The sequence below is a fragment of the Actibacterium sp. MT2.3-13A genome, from assembly GCF_018139985.1.
Taxonomy (GTDB): domain Bacteria; phylum Pseudomonadota; class Alphaproteobacteria; order Rhodobacterales; family Rhodobacteraceae; genus JAGSOU01.
Window position 1 is genome coordinate 174225 of record NZ_JAGSOU010000005.1, and the last position, 20007, is coordinate 194231.

A 20007-nucleotide genomic window follows, 5' to 3' on the forward strand; every position below is an offset into this window, starting at 1 on the left:
GAGAGCCAGATCATGGCCCAGATCACCCTCACCTTCCCAGATGGCAATTCGCGCAGCTTCGAGGCCGGGATCACCCCCGCCGAAGTCGCCGCAGGCATCTCCAGCTCGCTGGCGAAAAAGGCGATCTCCGCCACCGTCAACGGCGCGCACTGGGATCTCCAATGGCCGATCGCCGAGGATGCCTCGATCGCCATCCACACCATGAAGGACGACGCGCAGGCGCTGGAGCTGATCCGGCACGACTGCGCCCATATCATGGCCCGCGCCGTGCAGGAGATCTGGCCCGAGGTGAAGGTCACCATCGGCCCGGTGATCGAAAACGGCTTCTACTACGATTTCGACCGCGAAGAGCCCTTCACCCCCGAAGACCTCGGCGCGATCGAGAAGAAGATGAAGGAGATCATCAACCGCCGCGACCCCGTCACCACCGAGATCTGGGAGCGCGACCGCGCCGTGGCCTATTACGAGGCCAACAACGAGCCCTACAAGGTGGAGCTGGTGGGCATGATTCCCGAGGGTCAGCCGATCCGCATGTATTGGCACGGACACTGGCAGGACCTTTGCCGCGGCCCTCATTTCCAGAATACCGGCCAGGTGCCTGCCGACGGCTTCAAGCTGATGTCGGTCGCCGGCGCCTATTGGCGCGGCGACAGCAACCGGCCGATGCTGCAGCGGATCTACGGCGTCGCCTTCAAGACCAAGGACGACCTGAAGAAGCACCTGCTGATGCTGGAAGAGGCCGCCAAGCGCGACCACCGCAAGCTGGGCCGCGAGATGGAACTCTTCCATATGCAGGAAGAGGCGCCGGGCCAGGTGTTCTGGCACCCCAATGGCTGGCGCATCTACACCACGCTGCAGGACTACATGCGCCGCCGCCAGTTCGAGGCCGGCTATGTCGAGGTCAACACGCCGCAGGTCGTCGACCGCCGGCTGTGGGAGGCCTCGGGCCACTGGGAGAAATACCAGGAGCACATGTTCATCGTCGAGGTCGACGAGGAGCACGCCCGCGAAAAGACCATCAACGCGCTCAAGCCGATGAACTGCCCCTGCCATGTGCAGATCTTCAACCAGGGGCTCAAATCCTACCGCGACCTGCCGCTGCGAATGGCCGAATTCGGATCGTGCAACCGCTATGAGCCCTCGGGCGCGCTGCACGGCATCATGCGGGTGCGCGGCTTCACCCAGGACGACGCGCATATCTTCTGCCGCGAGGACCAGATCGAGAGCGAGACCGAGCGTTTCATCGCTCTGCTCAGCTCGATCTACAGGGATCTCGGCTTCGAGAGCTTCCGGGTGAAATTCTCCGACCGGCCAGAGAAACGCGCCGGCTCCGACGAGGTCTGGGACAAGGCAGAGGGCGCGCTGAAGGCCGCGACCGAGGCCGCAGGCTATGATTTCGAGCTGAACCCCGGAGAGGGCGCCTTCTACGGCCCCAAGCTTGAGTTCGTGCTGACCGACGCCATCGGGCGCGACTGGCAATGCGGCACGCTGCAGGTGGATTTCGTCCTGCCCGAGCGCCTGGACGCCAATTTCATCGCCGAGGACGGCGCCAAGCACCGCCCCGTGATGCTGCACCGCGCGATCCTCGGCTCGTTTGAGCGCTTCATCGGCATCCTGATCGAAAGCTTCGCCGGCAAGCTGCCGTTCTGGCTGGCCCCGCGGCAGGTGGTGGTGGCCTCGATCGTGTCGGGGGCCGATGGTTTCGTGCACGAGGTGGTCGCGGCGCTGAAGGCTGCGGGCGTGCGCGCCGAGGCCGACATCCGCAATGAGAAGATCAACTACAAGGTCCGCGAGCATTCGGCGGTGGGCAAGGTGCCGGTGATCCTGGCCGTGGGCATGAAAGAGGTGGACGAGCGCACCGTCTCCGTCCGCCGCCTGGGCGAGAAAGAGACCCGCAGCGCCACGCTCGACGAGATCGTGGCCCAGCTGCGCGCCGAGGCGCTGGCGCCCGACCTGGCGCGCTGAGGCGCCTGCTCCGAGGGTCAAGGGCCGCGACGCACAGGCGCCGCGGCCTTTTTTCATGCCACCGGGGCTGCAACATTCCCACGCTGGCACCTTTTGGCGCCACAGCCCAACAACCGGCCCACGAACTGTTTTTCCCGTTTCTTATCCAACGCTTGAGCGGCACGGCTCCCTGCGACAAAATGTAACAATGGGACACGCGCGCGTGTGGCACGCCCATGTGACTGGCAGTTGATCGGGGCCTGTCGCTACCTCTCCCCTGTCGCCCGACGCGACGTTTCACGAACCGATTTAGGGAGAATACCGATATGTCACATGCAATGAAGACCCTCGCCGTGGCCGGCGCCGTCGCCGCCGCACTCAGCGCCCATGGCGCCCAGGCCCAGGACAGCGCCGCTCAGGAGAAATGCTACGGCGTCGCGATGGCCGGCCAGAACGACTGCGCCGCCGGCCCCGGCACCACCTGCGCCGGCACCGCCAAGGTCGATTACCAGGGCAACTCGTTCAAGCTGGTCGAGAAGGGCACCTGCACCACGATCGAGCTTCCGGGCGGCCGCATGGGCTCGCTCGAGCCGCTCGACCGCGACCTGCCGGCCTCGTAACGCCCACACCCCCGGCGGACGCCGCCGGGGGCCCTCAACACTGGAGGTTCCCATGCTGGACTCCCGCACAAACCGCCCCGAACCGTTGCCCGACGGCGCCGGCGTCGGCTACAAGCCACAGCACTTTTCGAACATTCTTGAGGCGCCGGCCGCCGTGAGCTGGTTGGAAATCCATGCGGAAAACTACATGGGTTCCGGTGGCCGGCCTCTCGCCCAGCTCCGCCACCTGGCCGAGCGTTTCCCTATCTCGGTGCATGGCGTGGGCCTGTCCATCGGCGGCGAGGCGCCGCTGGACCAGGACCACCTGTCCCGGCTGAAGCATCTGATCGGCTGGCTGAACCCGGCCAGTTTCTCCGAGCACCTCGCCTGGTCGACCCATGACAGCCATTTCCTGAACGACCTGCTGCCCCTGCCTTACACGCAGGCGACGCTGGCCCGCGTCTGCGCCCATATCGACCAGGTGCAGCAGGTGCTGGGCCGCGAGATGTTGCTGGAAAACCCCTCCACCTATCTCGCCTTCGCCGAAACCGAGATGGAGGAGACCGAATTCCTCGCCGAGATCGCCCGGCGCACCGGCTGCGGGCTGCTGCTGGACGTCAACAACGTCTTCGTCTCGACCACCAACCAGCAGACCGATCCGCACGCCTATATCGCGGCCTTCCCGATGGCGCGGGTCGGCGAGATCCATCTCGGCGGCCATGACATGCAAACCGACGCGCATGGCGCGCCGCTGCTCATCGACAGCCACGGGCGCGAGGTGGTCGACCCGGTCTGGGCGCTCTATGCCGAGACCCTCGCCCGCGCTGGCCGCCGCCCGACGCTGATCGAATGGGACAACGACGTGCCCGGCTGGCCGGTGCTGGAGGCCGAGGCCGCCCGCGCCGCCGCCCTGCTGGCCGAGGTGCCGGCATGAGACAGCCGGGTTTCACCGAAGCGCTGCTCGACCCCGCCCGCGCGGTGCCGGCCGGTTTGACCGACCCGCAGGGTCGCCCGGCCGGCAAACGCTTCGACGTCTACCGCAACAATGTCGCCGCCAGCCTGACCGCGGCGCTGGAGACCGCCTTCCCGGTGCTCCGGGCGCTGCTGGGCGCGGAATTCTTCCGCCGCATGGCCGGAATCTATCTGCGCCAGCACCCGCCGACCTTGCCGCTGCTGATGTTCTACGGGGCGGAAATGCCGGCCTTTCTGGCGCATTTCCCGCCTGTGCAAGACCTGGGTTACCTGCCCGACGTTGCCCGGCTGGAACTGGCTCTGCGCCACAGCTACCATGCCGCGGATGCGGCGCCGGTCGATCCGGCGGCGCTGGAGGCCATCGCCCCGGAGCGGTTGATGCGCGCCCGGCTGCGGCTGGCGCCGGCGCTGCGGCTGGTGCGCTCGGACTGGCCGGTCGTCACCCTCTGGCAGATGCACCAGCCGGGCGGCGGCGCGCCTCCCGAGATGCGCGCCGAGGACGCGCTGCTGACGCGGCCCGGCTTCGACCCTGCGATTTCCCCGCTGCCGCCGGGCGGCGCGGCCTTTCTCCTGGCGCTTCAGCGCGGCGAGACCTTCGGCGCCGCGCTGGGGCACGCCGAGGCAGAGAGTCACAATTTCGACCTTGGCGCGGTTCTGGGGCTCTTGCTGAAAGGTGAGGCCATCATTGCGATAGACCATGAGGATAACCGATGAAATCGCTGATATCGCTTCACGACATGGCTTTCCTGTCACGCAGCCACGCCACCGACGGCTGGCTTCTGCCGACGCTCGCGCGTTTCACTTTTGCTGCAACGCTGCCGGTCTATTTCTGGGCCTCCGCCCTGACCAAACTGGGCGAGGGAATCCCCGGGCTGATCCGGCCCTCGCTGGGCGCCTATGCCCAGATCTTTCCCCGCCAGATGGAGGCCGTGGGCTATGATGTCGGGCAGCTCGGCACGTTTCACTGGCTGGTGGTGCTGGCCGGCACCTACGCCGAATTCCTGCTGCCCGCGCTGATCGTTCTGGGGCTCGCCACGCGCCTCGCAGCGCTGGGCATGATCGGCTTCGTCACCGTGCAGAGCCTGACCGACCTCTACGGCCACGGCGGCATCGCGCAGCCCGAAACCCTTGGCGCCTGGTTCGACCGGTTTCCCGATGGCGCGATCCTCGACCAGCGGCTGTTCTGGATCTTTGTCCTGACGGTGCTGGTGGCGAAAGGCGCGGGGCCGCTGTCTCTCGACCGGGCGTTGCGCGTTCAGGTCGCGTCGGGCTGACGGGCCAGCAGCGCCAGGAGGCCGCCGAGGCCGCACATGGCGATCGGGAACATGGTGAAGACGTTGAAGCTGAACGCCCAATACATCCCCGCCGCCGACAGCAGCATCAGCCCCCCCGCCGCCACGTTTTGCGAACGCGCCATCGCGCCGCCCGCGATCGCCAGGATCGGCGAAAGCAGCGACACCGCGCGGATCAGCCCGGGATTGTCGACCTGTTCGGCCACGTCCTCGACCTCGCCGAACCAGTCGATGAAGACCGTGTAGCCATAGCCGAAAAATCCCACGATCAGCCCGATGATGCCGGCGATCACGCCCAGGGTCAGCGCCGCGTTGCGCATGGTGCTCTCCTTTGTCGCTTTCCCCGCGATCTAGACAATCGGCGGCGGTTATCCAAGGAGCTTGTCCTGCACATCCTTGCCCCAGCCGAGGTAAAGCCGCCCGTCTGCCTCGATCACCGGGCGCTTCATCAGGGTCGGGTGGGCGGTCAGCAGGGTCAGCGGATCGCCGGCGCGCTCGGCCTCGGAGAGGCCGCGCCAGGTGGTGGAGCGCCTGTTGATCAGCGCCTCGCCGAATGCGTCGAGAAAGCGCCGCAAATCCGCCTCCGGCACCCCGTCGCCGCGCACATCGACTTCGTCGGGCTCCCGCCCCGCCGCGGCCAGCGCCCTGCGCGCCGCCCGGCAAGTATCACATGTTTTCAAACCGTATAGCCGCATGGTGCCCCCTTTTTGCGCCACTATAGCGGGGCACCAGCGGAAGGCGAGACTTCGCCCTTGATTTTCGTCTGATTCGCCCCACATGCTTGGCCCGTGACGACAGACTTTCTATGACGACCGCTCCTCCTTCAGGGGCAGCCGGAAGGCTTGGAAGACCTGGCTGTGACCTACCCGTCGCATAATGCGGACGGTTGACTACAAGGAGAGAACGGAAATGCCCACTGGCACCGTGAAATGGTTCAACACCACCAAAGGCTATGGTTTTATTGCGCCCGATGACGGCGGCAAGGACGTGTTCGTGCACATCTCGGCCGTGGAACGCGCAGGCATGACGGGCCTCGCCGACAACCAGAAGGTCAGCTTCGAGATGATCGAGGGCCGCGATGGCCGCCAGTCGGCCGGCGACCTGCAGGCGCTCTGAACCATGCATTCCCTGCCGCGCGGGCCCACCGCGCGGCACCTTGGGCCGGGACGTCCCGTCCGCCCATTCCGCAGAACATCCGGGGCCGCGGGCCCTAGTTGCGCGGGCTTTTCGAATAGCTCACATCATCGCGGGCGTCCGCGCGCCGCACGGCCTCACCGTTGCGGTTCGGCACGCCGCAGCTGACCATCCCGTTGACGAAAACCGGCCGAAGCCCCTCCGGGCAGGAATTCTCGGCCTGCGGATAGGCCCAGATCGCGACGTCATGTTGCGGCTCCTGGGTCATGCCGGCCCGCACGGGCGCGGCCGCCAGTCCGAGGCCGAGGGCGACGCAAAGTAGGCGGAACATGCTGAATACCCCCCTCGAAAATCGTGACTTCCGGCGCAGCATAGCACGGATCGGTCGCGCGCGCGGTCATCGCGGACGGAAGCAGAGCATTTCCTATTCCGCGCGCAGTTCCTGAATCGTCCGCGCACAGGGCGCGCCGCCGTAGAAGGTGTCGAGCAGGCGCTGGAACACCGCCCCGCCGCCCGCCGCGCGGAACAGCGTGGCCGAGGAGCGCAGCTTGAGCCCGTCGATCGGGCCCATGATCTGCTCGGCGTCGCGCTCGGGATGCGTCAGGACCGCCTCGGCCGCCTCTTCGAGCCGGGGGCCGAGCACCGGGTCGGCCAGGTAGGCGCGGGCCTCGGCCAGGTTTTCGATGCCGTAATATTTCGCCGTGGCCGAGCGGCCCAGCACGGCAAGCTGGGGAAAGATGAACCACATCCAGTGCGTCGCCTTGCGCCCCGCGCGCAATTCGGCCAGCGCGGTGGCGTAGGTGTCGGCCTGGGCATCACGGAAGCGGGCGAGGTCGGGCATCGGATGAGCTTAGCCCAAACGTGCCTCCCGGAACAGAGGGCACCACACGCCCGGTTACAGGATCATTTCTCGGCGCAGCGTTGGGTTGGCACCACCCTACAGGTGCCTCAACAACTTCACGCGGTTTGAGCCGAAGACACTCGCGCTCCAAGCTTTTCCTCAACGAGACTGAGGCTAGCGTCCCACTCGGGTAACTTCGTATCGATGACCCAGTCAAGAAAACCCAATGACTGCCCCTCTTCGTGCTGCGCACGAAGAGCATTCATCATCCATGAAGCTCGCTCTATGTTTAGCTCATTGGCAAATCTGAAGTATTGCGTAACACCATCCGGGCCAAGAAGCGCGTGGAAATGCCCTGTGTTAACAAGGGGATCTATAATGCGGTAATTGAATCCCGACATATCGACGAAAAAGTCAACGTCCGATACCTGTCGCGCCACAAATCGCTCTTTTTTTCGTTTCAAAGCTTCACTGAGTTTTCTCAACTCCTCTCGATTTATGGCGGTTTCCACTCGAAACAAGCGTTTCGCAGTCGATCTTTGTTGTCGCTGGACGATCCAATTCAACGTGAATTGTATCGCGGCTCCAGATACTACGCCCAAAAACAGCCAGAGGGAGTTGAAGAACATCTCACTCACTCAAAACCCCCTGGAACTCCCGCCATTCGCCTTTCGACATGCCGGAGGTCTCCTGCGTCACCTCTTCGCCCTTCAGCATGCGCCGGATGCAGTCCAGAGCCTTGGCCGAGAGCGTCTCGCCGCCCATCCGGTAATCCTCGAATGCGGCATAGGCGAAAGGCACCCAGTCGGCCACGACCCGCGCGATGGCCTCGGCATAGACGCGGATCTCGAATTGCGCGTGGGCGTCCGCGCGCAGGCGCAGGAAATGGAAGAGGTTGTGCAGGTCCACCTTCCAGTACCACTGGGTGTAGATATTGGCGGGCAGGTTCATCCGCGCCAGCTCCCGCGCGAGGCCGGCCTTGCCCTCCTGGCTGAGCATCTCTTCGTAGTGGTCGTAGCTCCGGGCGCTGTCGGATTTCAGGATCTCCAGCACCCGCGCGGCCTCGGCCCCCCCCAGCACCTCGCCGCGGCCCTGGTTGTTCACCGTGGACTGCGCGGCCAGCGCGTCGGGCTCGGGGATGTAGAACTCGCGGTCGAGGATCGAGTAGCGGGCCGAATATTCGTTGACGTTGGCGGTGCGGTGGCGGATCCACTGCCGCGCCACGAAGACCGGCAGTTTGACGTGCAGCTTGATCTCGCACATCTCGAACGGGGTGGAGTGCCAGTGCCGCATCAGGTAGCGGATCAGCCCCTCGTCATTGCTGACCGATTTGGTGCCCTTGCCGTAGGAGACCCGCGCCGCCTGGCAGATCGCGGCGTCGTCGCCCATGTAGTCGATCACGCGGACGAAGCCGTGGTCGAGCACCTCGTGGGCGAGGTAGAGATGCTTCTCCATCCCCTCCGACACCGCGCGCAGGGTCTGCCGCGGGGTGGAGCGCAGCTCTTCGATTTCGGCGATCTGGTCGGGTGTCAGCGGCATCGGGCGGGTCCTTCATCTGGAATTCGTGAGTCGCCCCCCACTATATCTATGTGCGGCGACTGGCGGAACAGCCACATGCTGTGGCCTCCACGGTCCCTCTCCGGGCGCATCCTTTTGGCAACGGATGTCGGCGGCGTTTTGCGAATGGATTGACTTTTCGAGGACTTAAGAGGACGATTTCACGAAAAGCGCCATTTCATAGAGCAAAAGAGCGAGCGGGTTCATGGGACAGAAATTGATCTTGGCAGCGCTGCTGCTGCCCTTGGCAGCATGTTCGTCGGGCGTCGGCACGAACCCCGTCACCGGCGGCGGAACGGGCGGGGGCACCGGCGGCACGGGCGGCGGCGGCATCACCAGCGACCGCACCATGCCCCCCGGCACGGCCAGCCCCAGCCCGCGCAACAGCCTCTACCGTTACGAACCCAGCGACGGCGAGGGCAGCGGCTACGCCACCGGCTTTGCCTACGATTCCACGAATGACACCTTCACGGTGGACAACCTGGCCTTCGACGGGGACAACTCCTACACGCGCGACGCCGTGGTGGGCAGCCTCGGCCCCTATGCGGTCTACGAGAACGCCAACCTGTTCAACGACTCCACGACCGGCGCGCCGATCACACAGTTTTCGCACAAGGTGCTCTACGGCGTCAGCACCAACACCGATGGCAATGGCGATGCCACCGCAGAATTCGCCATCGTGCGGACCGGCGCCTATCTCGGCTATGGCTTCGGCGGCTTCATCTACCAGCGCAACGGCGGCGTGACGCTGCCCACCTCCGGCCAGGCGCGGTATAACGGCGACTACGCCGGTCTGCGCGATTTCGACGGGCGCGGCGGGCTGGAATATGTCACCGGCGACATGCAGGTGGCGATCGACTTCGAGGATTTCGACGCCGGCGACGCGGTGCAGGGCAGGGTCACCAACCGCCGCATCTTCGACACCGGCGGCACCGACATCACCAACGACATGCTCACCGCGCTGGCGGCGGAATACGGTGGCAGCTATACCGCCCTTCCGACGCTGCTGTTCACCGTGGGCCCCGGCGTGCTGGACGCCAACGGCGAGATGCTGGGCGGCCTGACCAGCCAGGTGGCCGACGGCAACGGCGATCTGGTCGATTTCGAAAGCGGCAACTACTACGCGCTGCTCTCGGGCGCCAATGCCGACGAGATCGTGGGCGTGCTGGTCGTCGAGGCCGACGATCCCCGCTACAACGGCGTGACCGTGCGCGAGACCGGCGGCTTCATCCTGTATCGCCCCTAAGGCGGTGTCTCCGCTGCGCCTGATCCGAAGGCTGGCGCTCTGCGCCGGCCTCATGCTGGGCGCGGCCGGCGGCGCGCTGGCCGCCCCTGTCACCCTGACCCCGGAGGAGATGCGCGCAGCGGCCGCGCAGGCGCTGGAAGTCCATGACGACCGGCTCGCCCTGACCCTGGCGGAGGCGCTGCTGCTGCGCGACCCGCGGGACGGCTTCGCCCTGATCATCCGGTCGCGCGCCGCCCGCAACCTCGGCGACAATGCCACCGCCCGGCGCGCCGCGCGCGCGGCCTGGGACCTGGCACAGAGCGACGGCGACCGCTACGCCGCGGCGCTGGTCATGGCACAGGCGCTGTCGTCGGACGGCCACCGCACCCGGGCGCAGCTGTGGCTGCGCCGCGCCGCGCAATTCGCCCCCGACGACCGCAGCGCGGCGCTGATCGCGCGCGATTTCCGCTATCTGCGCGGCCGCAACCCCTGGTCCACGCAGCTGCGTTTCGGCGTCACCCCCTCGTCCAACATCAACAACGGCTCGAAATCCGACACGATGGTGATCGGCGGGCTGCCCTTCGCGCTGAGCGGCGGCGCGCAGGCGCTGTCGGGGCTGGAGATCAGCTATGGCGCCAGCACGCGCTACAGCCGCGACCTGTCCGAGGGGCTGACCCTGCACGTCGGCGGCGCGTTCGAGGGCAAGGCCTATCGCCTGTCTGACGCGGCGCGGCGCAAGGCGCCGGGGCTGGGCGCCTCGGACCTCGCCTATCAGGCGGTGGAACTGAGCTTCGGCGCCACGATCCGTGGCACGCGCCCCGCCAGCCCGCTGGACGCGACGCTGCGGCTGGGCCGGAATTTCTACGGCGGGGCGCATCTGGCCGATTACGCGGCGGCCGAACTGGCCAAGACCGTGACCCTTGGCCGGCACGATCAGCTGCGCTTCTCCCTGGCCGCGGAGGAGCAGTGGCGCAAGGATCGCGCCGTCCGCTCGTCCACGGCGCTGACCGGCCGGGTGGACTGGCGCACCCGCATCGGCAATTCGGGGTTGCTGCAACTGTCGCTGGGCCTGCGCGACACCGAATCCGACAGCGCGATCATCGCCCACTCGGCGCAGATCGCGGGGCTGGACTACCGCTTTCTAAAGCCGGTCTTCGGCGCCTATCTGGGCCTATCCGCGGCTTACGAGTCGCGCGATTACGACCAGTCGCTTTTCGGCGCCCGGCCGCGCCGCGACGACAAGCTGATGCTGGGCGCGAGCGTCTTCCTGCCCGAATACGACTATTACGGCTTCGCCCCCGAGATCGGCCTCAGCGTGGTCACCAACCGCTCCAACGAGGCGATCTACGAGACCGAGGATATCGGGCTGACGCTGGGCTTCCGCTCGGCTTTCTGAGCCGCGGCCGCATTGCCCCTCGAACCCCGCGCGCGATATGTTACTTTGACCGCAAACAAGGGAGAGTTTTGCGATGGAAATCCGTTACCTGCACACCATGGTCCGCGTGAAGGACCTGGAGAAGACCATGGCCTTCTTCCGCCTGCTGGGGCTGAAGGAAACCCGACGCTACGACAGCGAAGAGGGCCGTTTTTCGCTGATCTTCATGGCCCCGCCGGGCCAGGAGGATTGCCCGGTCGAGCTGACCTACAACTGGGACGGCGACGAGGGGCTGCCCTCGGACAGCCGCCATTTCGGCCATCTCGCCTACGAGGTCGAGGACATCTACGCCATGTGCCAGCACCTGATGGACAACGGCGTGACCATCAACCGCCCCCCGCGCGACGGGCGCATGGCCTTCGTGCGCAGCCCCGACAACATCTCGGTCGAGCTGCTGCAGATGGGCGGGGCCAAGGCCCCGGCCGAGCCCTGGGTCAGCATGGAAAATATCGGGCACTGGTAGGGTCAGCCAAGGTCAGCGTCCGCCCCGCGCGAGGGCATCGCGCCGGGCGGGCGGGGCCGTCTGCCCGCGGCCGGGTCAGTAGATGTAGCGGATCTGGTCGCTCCAGTAGCGCTCCATCCGGCGCAGGGTCGCGGTGATCTCGTCCAGCCGGTCGAGGCCTAGCACACCCTTCTGCTCCATCCCCTCGGCATGGCGCTGGAAAAGCTCGGTCACGACGTCGCGCACCTCGCGCCCCTTTGGGGTCAACCGCACCCGCACCGAGCGCCGGTCGCTCTCGCAGCGCTGGTGGTGCATGTAGCCCTTTTCCACCAGTTTCTTGAGGTTGTAGGAGACGTTAGAGCCCTGGTAATAGCCGCGGCTTTTCAGCTCTCCGGCGGTGACCTCGTGGTCGCCCACGTTGAACAGCAGCAGCGCCTGCACCGCGTTCAGCTCCAGCACGCCCACGCGCTCGAACTCGTCCTTGATCACATCCAGCAGCAGCCGGTGCAGCCGCTCGACCAAGGCCAGGGCCTCCAGATAGCTTGTCATGAAGCCGTGCCGCGCCGGCGCCATCAGGGGGGGCTGGATACTCATCTGTCTCTCCCTCCGTCTCTCGGGATGAGATCAGGGATACGGAGGGAGAACCAAAGATTCGGTTAAAACACGAAAAAACTTCGCCGGATCTTTCGCTCAGCGGGCGCCGGCATGGGTTGCGATCTCGTCGATCAGCGCGGCGAACCGCTCCGGCGCCGGGGCCTGGCCCGTGACCCACTGGTAGAGATCCTGGTCGTTCTCCTCCATCAGCGCGTCCAGCAGATCGAGTTGCGGCGCGGTCATCGCGGCCAGCTTCGCGTCGGCGAAGCGGCCCAGGATGATATCCATCTCCTTGGTGCCGCGGTGCCAGGCGCGCATTTTCATGCGTTTCAGGCGGTTTTCCGGTGTTTCGGCCATCAGGCCCCCTCTTTCAGTGTCGCGCGCAGGCGCTTTTCCAGCAGGCCCAGCCGGTCGGCCATGGCGTTCATCTCGGTCTTGACCTGGCGGATCTCGGTCAGCATGGCCCGCACGTCGGCGGGCAGAATAGCCTCTTCGGCGGGCGCGTCCAGCCCGTCGCCCTCGCCGTTCAGCAGCCACATGATCGAGACGTTCAGCAGCCCCGCCAGCATCTGCAGCCGGTTGGCGCGCGGCTCGGCCATGTCGTCCTCCCAGGCGCGCACGGTCTTGAGCTTGACGCCCAGCCGCCTGGCCAGTTCCGCCTGGCTCAGGCCGACCGCCTCGCGGGCGCCGGCCAGCCGGTCGCCGAAGGTGGCGATTTCGTTCGAATACCAGTCGGTGTTGCCTTCGTTTGCGTCGCTCATCGTCCCCTCCGCTGCGCCAATCCCGCTTGAACGGGTGTCCTGTGCAGCCTATGAGAGTGGCGATCGAGTTTCAAACCGGAGACGACCATGTCCTTTCTTTCCGCGACACTTGACCGTGTGAAACCCTCGCCCACCATCGCCGTCACCACCATGGCGAGCGAATTGAAGGCCGCGGGCAAGGACGTGATCGGCCTTGGCGCGGGCGAGCCCGATTTCGACACGCCCGAGAACATCAAGAACGCCGGCAAGGCCGCGATCGACGCGGGCAAGACGAAATACACCGCCCCCGACGGCCTGCCCGAGCTGAAAAAGGCGATCTGCGCCAAGTTCAAGCGCGACAACGGGCTGGACTACACCCCCGCGCAGGTCAGCGTCGGCAGCGGCGGCAAGCAGATCCTCTACAACGCGCTCATGGCGACGCTGAACCCCGGCGACGAGGTGATCATCCCCGCGCCCTACTGGGTCAGCTACCCCGACATGGTGCTGCTGGCGGGTGGCGAGCCGGTGGCCGTGGCCGCCACCGCCGCCAATGCCTACAAGCTGACGGCCGAGCAACTGGAAGCCGCCATCACGCCGAAGACCAAGTGGTTCATCTTCAACTCCCCCTCCAACCCCACCGGGGCGGGCTATACCTGGGACGAGCTGAAGGCGCTGACCGATGTGCTGATGCGCCACCCGCATGTCTGGGTGATGTCGGACGACATGTATGAGCATCTGGTCTACGGCGATTTCGAATTCTGCACCCCCGCGCAGGTGGAGCCCGGCCTCTATGACCGCACGCTGACCTGTAACGGCGTGTCCAAGGCCTATGCCATGACCGGCTGGCGCATCGGCTATGCCGCCGGCCCCGAGAAGCTGATCGCGGCGATGCGCAAGATCCAGTCGCAATCGACCTCGAACCCCTGCACGATCAGCCAGTGGGCGGCGATCGAGGCGCTGAACGGGCCGCAGGATTTCATCGCGTCGAACAACGCCATCTTCAAGCGCCGCCGCGACATGGTGGTGGAGATGCTGAACGCGGCCGAGGGCGTCACCTGCCCGACGCCCGAGGGCGCCTTCTACGTCTACCCCTCGATCGAGGGCTGCATCGGCAAGACCTCGGCAGGCGGGACTGAGATCGTCGACGACGAGGCCTTCGCCAAGGCGCTGCTGGAGGAAACCGGCGTCGCCGTCGTCTTCGGCGCGGCCTTCGGTCTGTCGCCCTGCTTCCGCGTGTCCTACGCCACCTCGGACGCGGCGCTGAAAGAGGCCTGCACGCGCATCCAGAACTTCTGCGCGCAGCTGAGCTGAGCGGGGACGGCATGAGCGACCTGCCGGATTATTACTTCCGCGTGCGCGAGAACGGCGCGCTGGTTTTCCGGATCGAACCGGAAAACCGGCAGCGCCGGGTCGAGCTGGACCAGATCGCGGTGGTCAATATCCGCAACGGCGAGATCAAGCCGCATGGCGACCGGGCGCTCACCGAGGAGGATCTAGAGGTCATCCGCGACTGGATCGCGGATCGGCGCGAACTGCTGGCAGAGCGCGAGATGGACGACATCCTGCGCGCGGTCGATCACCTCAACCTGACGACGCAATGGGCGCAGTCGCGCGCCAGCGACGAACAGCTTGAGATGGTGACCGACGCGCTGCTCCTGGCGATGCACGACCTGCGCGGCGTGTTGGTGCGCAAGAAGGCCGACCGGCTGATGCAATCCGACAGGGACTGAGGGCAAGGGACCGGCATCACGGCGTTGAGCCGTCGTGGTCCCTCCCGCCCTGAGCGCGCAGCGCGCCGGGTCCCGCCCGACCGCCCCCGCCCGGGCGGGCGCGGCCCTCTGTCATATCCGAGGATCAAGTCCGAAAAGCCCGCCCCGCCTGCCGCCAGAACCGCGCCGTCATCAGCACGCCCGCCACCGCCAGCCCGCAGGCCAGCCCCAGCCACACGCCGACCCCGCCCCAGCCCAGCGTGAAGCCCATGACGTAGCTCGCGGGAACCCCCACGCCCCAGTAGCTGACCGCCGCCATCGCCAGCGGCACGCGGGTGTCCTGCAGCCCGCGCAGCAGCCCCAGCGCCATCACCTGCGCCGCATCGACCACCTGGAACAGCGCCGCCGCGGCCAGCAGCCCCACGCCCATGGCCAGGATCTCGGGGCGCAGCGGGTCTGAGGGATCGACGAACAGCCCGATCAGCGGCCCCGGCAGGCCGAGGAAGGCCACGATGGTCAGCACGGCCACGGCCGCCGACAGCGCCAGCGCCACCAGCGCCCCCTGCCGCAGCCCCGGCGCGTCGCGGCGCCCCAGCGCCCGGCCGGCGCGGATGGTGGCGGTGTTGGACAGGCCCAGATGCACCATGAACACCGCCGAGGTGACCTGGATCGCGATGCCGTGGGCGGCCAGCGCCACCGTGCCCAGCCAGCCCATCATCACCGAACTGGCGGCGAACAGGCCGACCTCGGCCAGGCTCGTCAGCCCGATCGGCACGCCCATTCGCAGCACCATGCCGAAGGCCTCCCGGTCGGCGCGCCAGAACCGCCGAAACAGCGCGTGCTCGGGCGTGGCGAGCGCCGCGTAGGCGCCCAGCCCCAGCATCGAGGCCATATGCACCGACAGCGAGGCCAACGCCGCCCCCCGGATCCCCATCTCGGGCGCCCCCCAGTTGCCGAAGATCAGCGCGTAGTTCACCAGCGCGTTCACCCCCACCGCGCCCAGCGTGATCCACAGCACGACCTGCGTGCGCTCCAGCGCCGAGAGGTAGCTTTTCAGCACCATCACCATCAGCCCGGGCAGGATCGCTGGACCCGCGATATGCAGGTAGTCCTGCGCCAGAACCGCCATCGCCGGCGCCTGCCCCGCCGCGCGCAACAGCGGCGCGGCAAAGACGAAGAACGGCAGCGTCAGCAGCGCGAAAAGCGCCGAGATCCACAGCCCCATCCGGGTGACCCGGCGCACCTGCGCCTCCTCGCCGGCGCCGGCAGCGGTGGCCACCATTGGCATCACCGCCCAGGCAAAGCCCGAGCCCATGATGAACAGCACGAAGAACAGCGTGCCCGCCAGCACCTGCGCGGCCAGGGTCTCGACGTCGTACCAGCCCAGCATCACGGCGTCGGTCAGGGTGATGGCGAATTGTGCGAGGTGGCTGCCGACCAGCGGCAGGCCAAGGCTCAGCGTGGCCCTCAGGTGCTGGGCATATGTCGTCCGGGGCGCGTCCATTCCCCCGGCTTAGGCCAGCGGCGGCGGCCCGTCCAGCGCGGACGCGGCGGCACTCAGCGCGGCTTGCGCGCCACGCAGTCGACCAGCGCCGAGCGGCCGCTGTGGCGCAGCCCCTCGTGGATCTCGGCATCGTAATCGGAAAGTTCGAGGAACTCGAACCCGGCGAAGCGCTCGCGCAGCAGATCGGTCGTATAGAGGTGGTCCAGCTTGCCCGGCCCGCCGGTGCCGTAGCCCAGCTGCCGCGGCCCGTAGCCGTGCAGCATCAACAGCCCGCCCGGCCTCAGCGCGCGCGCCATGCCGGCGAAGATCGCGTCGCGCATCGCCGGCGGGGCAAACTGGATGAAGACCGCCAGAACGGCGTCATACGGCGCGTCGTCCCAGTCCCAGTCCACTATGTCGGCGACATGGAAATCGACGCGCACCCCGCGCGTCGCCGCCAGCCTGCGGGCCTTCTCCACGGCATTGGGCGCGCCGTCCATCGCGGTGACGTCCATGCCCTGCCCCGCCAGCCAGACCGCGTTGCGCCCCTCGCCGTCGGCGACCGACAGCACCCTCGCGCCGGGCGCAAGGTAATGCGCATGGCGCGTCACGAAGGCCGCCGGTTCGGTCCCGAAAAGATAATCCTCGGTTGCGTAGCGTTCGTTCCACATCGCGCGCCCTCCCTGCTGCCCGTTGTCCGACAGATAGAGCCCCGCACCGCGCCGCTCAAGCGTCGGTGCCACGGCGCGGGTCGGGATGCAGCGAGGTGCCGAGGATATTCTCGGACCTGTGGACCACATGGGCGGCATGGCCCACGATCAGCGGATCGGGCGCATGGGCGATCTTCTTGTCCTTGCCAGGATGGTCCAGCGTGCTCAGGAAATGCCTCATGCAGTTGAGGCGCGCGCCTTTCTCGTCGTCCGATTTGATGATCGTCCAGGGCGCATCGGCGGCGTCGGCGTAGAAGAACATCGCCTCCTTGGCCTCGGTGTCGTCGCCCCCTTTATCGAGGCTGGCCCTTTATCGAGGCTGGCCATGTCGATCGGGCTGAGCTTCCAGCGTTTCAGAGGGTCGGTCTCGCGCACCTCAACCGGCGGCGCTGCTCCGCCTGCGTCACCGAGAACCAGTATTTGCAGAGCCTTATGCCGGAGCGCACCAGCATCCGCTCCAGTTCGGGCGTCTGGCGCATGAATTCGAGATACTCCCGGGGCTCGCAAAAGCCCATCACCCGCTCCGCGCCGGCGCGGTTGTATCAGGAGCGGTCGTGGAACGCCATTTCGCCCACCGTGGGCAGTTCGCGCACATAGCGCTGGCAGAACCACCGGCCCCTTTCCTCCCAGGTGGGCTTGTTCAGCGCCACCGCCCGGGCCGAGCGGGGGTTGGGATGCTCCGTGAACCGCTTGATCGTGCCGCCCTTGCCCGCCGCGTCGCGGCCCTCGAACAGGATCACGAATTTCTGGCCCGTCTCCTGCGCCTCGCAGCTGCGGCGCGACATCTTGCGGTCGTAGGGATACTCGCCGCTCTCGAAGAGATGCGCGATCGAGGCCGATGTCACCTTGAGGAACCGAGCATCCGCCGCCGTCGCGGTCACGGGCGTCTCGGCGGCGGCAGGGGCGGGCTTATCAGTCAGGATCCCGGTCTTGGCGTCCATGCGTCTCTCCTCTCGACAAAGCCTTGTTTCCTTGCCGCAAAAGCGCCCGGTGCGCCTTGACGGGGGCAAGAACCGCTAAGGAAAGACCGACAAGACCAGGCTGCAGGCGCGGCCTGCCGCTTCCGCTCCGCAGGAGCGGTTGCCGCGAATGGCAGAGCAGGACTTGCCCCTCGATCACCATGATCTGTGGCACCTGCAAGCGCCCACGCAAGATGTTGCCCCTCCTGCCCGGCAATGGTCTAATATGCGTCCAATCACAGCGAAGAAGAATCGAGCATCCATGCCCAACGACCTGCTGACCGGCGCCACGCCCGACCCGTCCTACGACGCCTCCTCGATCGAGGTCCTGGAAGGGCTGGAGCCCGTGCGCAAGCGACCTGGCATGTATATCGGCGGCACGGATGAGCGCGCGCTGCATCACCTCGTGGCCGAGGTGCTGGACAACTCGATGGACGAGGCCGTGGCCGGCCACGCCACCCGCATCGAGGTGGAGCTGCACGCCGACTATTCCGTCACCATCCGCGACAACGGCCGCGGCATCCCCATCGACCCGCACCCCAAGTTCCCCGGCAAATCGGCGCTGGAGGTGATCCTGTGCACCCTGCACGCGGGCGGCAAGTTCTCGGGAAAGGCATACGAGACCTCGGGCGGCCTGCATGGCGTGGGCGTGTCGGTGGTCAACGCGCTGTCCGATCACGTCCGGGTCGAGGTCGCGCGCAACCGCGAGCTTTTCGCGCAGGAATTCTCGCGCGGCATCCCGCAGGGGCCGGTTCAAGCGGTGGGCGCGGCGCCCAACCGGCGCGGCACCTCGGTCACATTCCACCCCGACGCGGAGATCTTCGGCACGCTGAAATTCAAGCCCGCCCGGATGATGAAGATGGTCCGCTCCAAGGCCTATCTGTTCTCGGGCGTGGAGATCCGCTGGAAATCCGCGATCGACGACGGCGAGACGCCGATGGAGGCCGTGTTCCACTTCCCCGGCGGCCTGTCGGATTACCTGACCGAGACGCTGGGCACGGCCAGCACCTATGCCGACAAACCCTTCGCCGGGAAGGTGTCGTTCGCCGAGAAATTCGGCGAACCGGGCTCGGTCGAATGGGCGATCAACTGGACGCCCTCGCGCGACGGCTTCATCCAGTCCTACTGCAACACCGTGCCCACGCCTGAGGGCGGCACGCATGAGGCGGGCTTCTGGGCCGCGATCCTGAAGGGCATCCGCGCCTATGGCGAGCTGGTGAACAACCGCAAGGCCGGCCAGATCACCCGCGACGACCTGATCACGGGCGGCTGCGCGCTGGTCTCGTGCTTCATCCGCGAACCGCAATTCGTGGGCCAGACCAAGGACCGGCTGTCCACCGAATCCGCGCAGCGGATGGTGGAAAACTCAGTCCGCGACCATTTCGACAACTGGCTGGCGGCGGATACGAAATCGGCGGGCGCCATCCTCGATTTCCTCGTGCTGCGCGCCGAGGAGCGGCTGCGCCGGCGGCAGGAAAAGGAAACCGCGCGCAAGACCGCGACCAAGAAGCTGCGCCTGCCGGGCAAGCTGGTGGATTGTTCGGCCACCAACCGCGAGGGAACCGAGCTGTTCATCGTCGAGGGCGACAGCGCGGGCGGCTCGGCCAAGATGGCGCGCGACCGCAAGACCCAGGCGCTGCTGCCCCTGCGCGGCAAGATCCTGAACGTTCTGGGCGCGGCCAGTTCCAAGCTCGGCTCCAATCAGGAGATCAGCGACCTGACGCAGGCGCTGGGCGTCGGCCTCGGCAGCCGCTTCAACATCGACGATCTGCGCTATGACAAGATCATCATCATGACCGACGCCGACGTGGACGGCGCGCATATCGCCTCGCTCTTGATGACCTTCTTCTTCACCCAGATGCGCCCGATGATCGACCACGGGCACCTGTATCTGGCCTGCCCGCCGCTGTTCCGCCTGACGCAGGGGGCCAAGCGCATCTACGCGCTGGACGATGCGGAAAAGGAGATGTGGATGGAGAAGGGCCTGGGCGGCAAGGGCAAGATCGAGGTCAGCCGCTTCAAGGGTCTGGGCGAGATGGACGCCAAGGACCTGAAGGAAACCACGATGGACCCGAAGTCGCGCAAGCTGATCCGCGTGACCATCGACGAGGACCAGCCGGGCGAGACCGGGGACCTGGTGGAGCGGCTGATGGGCAAGAAGCCGGAGAAGCGGTTCGAATATATCCAGGCGAATGCGCGGTTCGTGGAGGAGCTGGATATTTGAAGAACCGAGGAAAACGGCTCTACAAATTTTATAGCGCGGAACGCGCACTGACCTGCCCCCCGGTGGTCCCTCGTTCATAACGAGAGTCTGCGGGTTTGGGATTGGTAGTTGGGTTGGTCGGTTTGGGCAAGCGCGCCGGGAGCGGAG

The 20007-nt window shown here is 66.6% G+C and carries 23 protein-coding genes and 1 pseudogene; 12 read left to right on the forward strand and 12 right to left on the reverse strand.

From position 1 onward, the window contains the following. Window positions 1-12: 12 nt before the first annotated feature. The 5 genes from thrS (at window position 13) to KCI33_RS06910 (ending at window position 4789) form a co-directional block, all read left to right on the forward strand. Window positions 13-1965: a threonine--tRNA ligase gene (gene thrS / locus KCI33_RS06890; RefSeq protein WP_212524029.1), complete on the forward strand. Its 1953-nt coding sequence runs from the start codon at window positions 13-15 to the stop codon at window positions 1963-1965. Window positions 1966-2270: 305 nt separating this feature from the next. Then, on the forward strand, window positions 2271-2564 hold the full coding sequence (locus tag KCI33_RS06895) for a DUF2282 domain-containing protein (protein WP_212524030.1): 294 nt from the start codon (window positions 2271-2273) through the stop codon (window positions 2562-2564). 52 nt (window positions 2565-2616) lie between these two features. Then, window positions 2617-3477: a DUF692 domain-containing protein gene (locus KCI33_RS06900; protein WP_212524031.1), complete on the forward strand. Its 861-nt coding sequence runs from the start codon at window positions 2617-2619 to the stop codon at window positions 3475-3477. Next, window positions 3474-4229 (forward strand): DNA-binding domain-containing protein, encoded by a 756-nt coding sequence (locus KCI33_RS06905; RefSeq protein ID WP_212524032.1) that lies wholly within the window; start codon window positions 3474-3476, stop codon window positions 4227-4229. Before KCI33_RS06900 ends, KCI33_RS06905 begins: the two co-directional genes overlap by 4 nt. Beyond that, entirely contained in the window at window positions 4226-4789 is a 564-nt protein-coding gene (locus KCI33_RS06910) for a DoxX family protein (protein WP_212524033.1), read from the forward strand. The genes KCI33_RS06905 and KCI33_RS06910 overlap by 4 nt, the downstream gene beginning before the upstream one ends. Here the strand turns inward: KCI33_RS06910 and KCI33_RS06915 are convergent. Both KCI33_RS06915 and KCI33_RS06920 read right to left on the reverse strand, forming a co-directional pair. Continuing rightward, window positions 4771-5127, reverse strand: a complete 357-nt coding sequence (locus tag KCI33_RS06915) for a hypothetical protein (RefSeq protein WP_212524034.1) — start codon at window positions 5125-5127, stop codon at window positions 4771-4773. The two genes, KCI33_RS06910 and KCI33_RS06915, sit on opposite strands and share 19 nt — an antisense overlap. 48 nt (window positions 5128-5175) lie before the next feature. Further along, window positions 5176-5502, reverse strand: coding sequence for an ArsC/Spx/MgsR family protein (locus KCI33_RS06920; protein WP_212524035.1), 327 nt, complete (start codon window positions 5500-5502; stop codon window positions 5176-5178). A 214-nt stretch (window positions 5503-5716) separates the two neighbouring features. Between KCI33_RS06920 and KCI33_RS06925 the strand changes: the two genes are divergently transcribed. Continuing rightward, entirely contained in the window at window positions 5717-5923 is a 207-nt protein-coding gene (locus KCI33_RS06925; RefSeq protein ID WP_212524036.1) for a cold-shock protein, read from the forward strand. Between the two features lie 94 nt (window positions 5924-6017). Here the strand turns inward: KCI33_RS06925 and KCI33_RS06930 are convergent, their stop codons facing one another. From KCI33_RS06930 to thyX, 4 genes are all read right to left on the reverse strand, one after another. Next, window positions 6018-6272, reverse strand: a complete 255-nt coding sequence (locus KCI33_RS06930) for a hypothetical protein (protein ID WP_212524037.1) — start codon at window positions 6270-6272, stop codon at window positions 6018-6020. Window positions 6273-6365: 93 nt separating this feature from the next. Further along, window positions 6366-6782 carry a DUF1810 domain-containing protein gene (locus KCI33_RS06935; RefSeq protein ID WP_212524038.1) on the reverse strand — a complete coding sequence of 139 codons (417 nt, stop codon included), beginning with the start codon at window positions 6780-6782 and terminating at the stop codon, window positions 6366-6368. Between the two features lie 116 nt (window positions 6783-6898). Next, complete coding sequence (locus KCI33_RS06940; protein ID WP_212524039.1) at window positions 6899-7420, reverse strand: hypothetical protein; 522 nt, start codon at window positions 7418-7420, stop codon at window positions 6899-6901. Beyond that, window positions 7413-8321 (reverse strand): FAD-dependent thymidylate synthase, encoded by a 909-nt coding sequence (gene thyX, locus KCI33_RS06945; RefSeq protein ID WP_212524040.1) that lies wholly within the window; start codon window positions 8319-8321, stop codon window positions 7413-7415. The genes KCI33_RS06940 and thyX overlap by 8 nt, the downstream gene beginning before the upstream one ends. A 223-nt stretch (window positions 8322-8544) precedes the next feature. On the opposite strand from thyX, the gene KCI33_RS06950 reads away from it, so the two are divergent. The 3 genes from KCI33_RS06950 to KCI33_RS06960 all read left to right on the forward strand — a co-directional run bounded on the left by KCI33_RS06950 (window position 8545) and on the right by KCI33_RS06960 (window position 11462). Beyond that, window positions 8545-9585 (forward strand): hypothetical protein, encoded by a 1041-nt coding sequence (locus KCI33_RS06950; RefSeq protein ID WP_212524041.1) that lies wholly within the window; start codon window positions 8545-8547, stop codon window positions 9583-9585. Window positions 9586-9589: 4 nt separating this feature from the next. Next, window positions 9590-10960: a hypothetical protein gene (locus KCI33_RS06955; RefSeq protein WP_212524042.1), complete on the forward strand. Its 1371-nt coding sequence runs from the start codon at window positions 9590-9592 to the stop codon at window positions 10958-10960. Window positions 10961-11033: 73 nt separating this feature from the next. Then, a complete protein-coding gene (locus KCI33_RS06960) occupies window positions 11034-11462 on the forward strand; it encodes a VOC family protein (protein ID WP_212524043.1) in 429 nt (142 codons plus the stop codon). A gap of 75 nt (window positions 11463-11537) precedes the next feature. Here KCI33_RS06960 and KCI33_RS06965 read toward each other — a convergent pair whose 3' ends face one another. From KCI33_RS06965 to KCI33_RS06975, 3 genes are all read right to left on the reverse strand, one after another. Then, window positions 11538-12035, reverse strand: a complete 498-nt coding sequence (locus KCI33_RS06965; RefSeq protein ID WP_212524044.1) for a winged helix DNA-binding protein — start codon at window positions 12033-12035, stop codon at window positions 11538-11540. 96 nt (window positions 12036-12131) lie between these two features. Next, window positions 12132-12392, reverse strand: coding sequence for a succinate dehydrogenase assembly factor 2 (locus KCI33_RS06970; RefSeq protein WP_212524045.1), 261 nt, complete (start codon window positions 12390-12392; stop codon window positions 12132-12134). Beyond that, window positions 12392-12796 carry a helix-turn-helix domain-containing protein gene (locus KCI33_RS06975; RefSeq protein ID WP_212524046.1) on the reverse strand — a complete coding sequence of 135 codons (405 nt, stop codon included), beginning with the start codon at window positions 12794-12796 and terminating at the stop codon, window positions 12392-12394. The genes KCI33_RS06970 and KCI33_RS06975 overlap by 1 nt, the downstream gene beginning before the upstream one ends. Window positions 12797-12883: 87 nt before the next feature. Between KCI33_RS06975 and KCI33_RS06980 the strand changes: the two genes are divergently transcribed. Continuing rightward, the gene (locus KCI33_RS06980; RefSeq protein ID WP_212524047.1) at window positions 12884-14086 is read left to right on the forward strand and encodes a pyridoxal phosphate-dependent aminotransferase; all 1203 of its coding nucleotides are present in this window, start codon (window positions 12884-12886) and stop codon (window positions 14084-14086) included. 11 nt (window positions 14087-14097) lie between these two features. Continuing rightward, window positions 14098-14505, forward strand: coding sequence for a hypothetical protein (locus tag KCI33_RS06985; RefSeq protein WP_212524048.1), 408 nt, complete (start codon window positions 14098-14100; stop codon window positions 14503-14505). 124 nt (window positions 14506-14629) lie between these two features. On the opposite strand, the gene KCI33_RS06990 is transcribed toward KCI33_RS06985, so the two are convergent. The 3 genes and pseudogenes from KCI33_RS06990 to KCI33_RS07000 all read right to left on the reverse strand — a co-directional run bounded on the left by KCI33_RS06990 (window position 14630) and on the right by KCI33_RS07000 (window position 17462). Then, entirely contained in the window at window positions 14630-15988 is a 1359-nt protein-coding gene (locus KCI33_RS06990; RefSeq protein WP_212524049.1) for an MATE family efflux transporter, read from the reverse strand. Window positions 15989-16041: 53 nt separating this feature from the next. Next, window positions 16042-16638: a class I SAM-dependent methyltransferase gene (locus tag KCI33_RS06995; protein ID WP_212524058.1), complete on the reverse strand. Its 597-nt coding sequence runs from the start codon at window positions 16636-16638 to the stop codon at window positions 16042-16044. 55 nt (window positions 16639-16693) lie between these two features. Next, window positions 16694-17462: pseudogene (locus KCI33_RS07000) on the reverse strand (polyphosphate kinase 2). Between the two features lie 436 nt (window positions 17463-17898). Between KCI33_RS07000 and parE the strand changes: the two are divergent. Then, window positions 17899-19860, forward strand: coding sequence for a DNA topoisomerase IV subunit B (parE, locus tag KCI33_RS07005; RefSeq protein ID WP_212524050.1), 1962 nt, complete (start codon window positions 17899-17901; stop codon window positions 19858-19860). Window positions 19861-20007 lie beyond the last annotated feature (147 nt).

Coding starts and splice junctions, on each gene's coding strand:
- thrS (WP_212524029.1), top strand. CDS start 13: ATGGCCCAGATCACCCTCACCTTCCCAGATGGCAATTCGCGCAGCTTC.
- KCI33_RS06895 (WP_212524030.1), top strand. CDS start 2,271: ATGTCACATGCAATGAAGACCCTCGCCGTGGCCGGCGCCGTCGCCGCC.
- KCI33_RS06900 (WP_212524031.1), top strand. CDS start 2,617: ATGCTGGACTCCCGCACAAACCGCCCCGAACCGTTGCCCGACGGCGCC.
- KCI33_RS06905 (WP_212524032.1), top strand. CDS start 3,474: ATGAGACAGCCGGGTTTCACCGAAGCGCTGCTCGACCCCGCCCGCGCG.
- KCI33_RS06910 (WP_212524033.1), top strand. CDS start 4,226: ATGAAATCGCTGATATCGCTTCACGACATGGCTTTCCTGTCACGCAGC.
- KCI33_RS06915 (WP_212524034.1), bottom strand. CDS start 5,127: ATGCGCAACGCGGCGCTGACCCTGGGCGTGATCGCCGGCATCATCGGG.
- KCI33_RS06920 (WP_212524035.1), bottom strand. CDS start 5,502: ATGCGGCTATACGGTTTGAAAACATGTGATACTTGCCGGGCGGCGCGC.
- KCI33_RS06925 (WP_212524036.1), top strand. CDS start 5,717: ATGCCCACTGGCACCGTGAAATGGTTCAACACCACCAAAGGCTATGGT.
- KCI33_RS06930 (WP_212524037.1), bottom strand. CDS start 6,272: ATGTTCCGCCTACTTTGCGTCGCCCTCGGCCTCGGACTGGCGGCCGCG.
- KCI33_RS06935 (WP_212524038.1), bottom strand. CDS start 6,782: ATGCCCGACCTCGCCCGCTTCCGTGATGCCCAGGCCGACACCTACGCC.
- thyX (WP_212524040.1), bottom strand. CDS start 8,321: ATGCCGCTGACACCCGACCAGATCGCCGAAATCGAAGAGCTGCGCTCC.
- KCI33_RS06950 (WP_212524041.1), top strand. CDS start 8,545: ATGGGACAGAAATTGATCTTGGCAGCGCTGCTGCTGCCCTTGGCAGCA.
- KCI33_RS06960 (WP_212524043.1), top strand. CDS start 11,034: ATGGAAATCCGTTACCTGCACACCATGGTCCGCGTGAAGGACCTGGAG.
- KCI33_RS06965 (WP_212524044.1), bottom strand. CDS start 12,035: ATGAGTATCCAGCCCCCCCTGATGGCGCCGGCGCGGCACGGCTTCATG.
- KCI33_RS06970 (WP_212524045.1), bottom strand. CDS start 12,392: ATGGCCGAAACACCGGAAAACCGCCTGAAACGCATGAAAATGCGCGCC.
- KCI33_RS06975 (WP_212524046.1), bottom strand. CDS start 12,796: ATGAGCGACGCAAACGAAGGCAACACCGACTGGTATTCGAACGAAATC.
- KCI33_RS06980 (WP_212524047.1), top strand. CDS start 12,884: ATGTCCTTTCTTTCCGCGACACTTGACCGTGTGAAACCCTCGCCCACC.
- KCI33_RS06985 (WP_212524048.1), top strand. CDS start 14,098: ATGAGCGACCTGCCGGATTATTACTTCCGCGTGCGCGAGAACGGCGCG.
- KCI33_RS06990 (WP_212524049.1), bottom strand. CDS start 15,988: ATGGACGCGCCCCGGACGACATATGCCCAGCACCTGAGGGCCACGCTG.
- KCI33_RS06995 (WP_212524058.1), bottom strand. CDS start 16,638: ATGTGGAACGAACGCTACGCAACCGAGGATTATCTTTTCGGGACCGAA.
- parE (WP_212524050.1), top strand. CDS start 17,899: ATGCCCAACGACCTGCTGACCGGCGCCACGCCCGACCCGTCCTACGAC.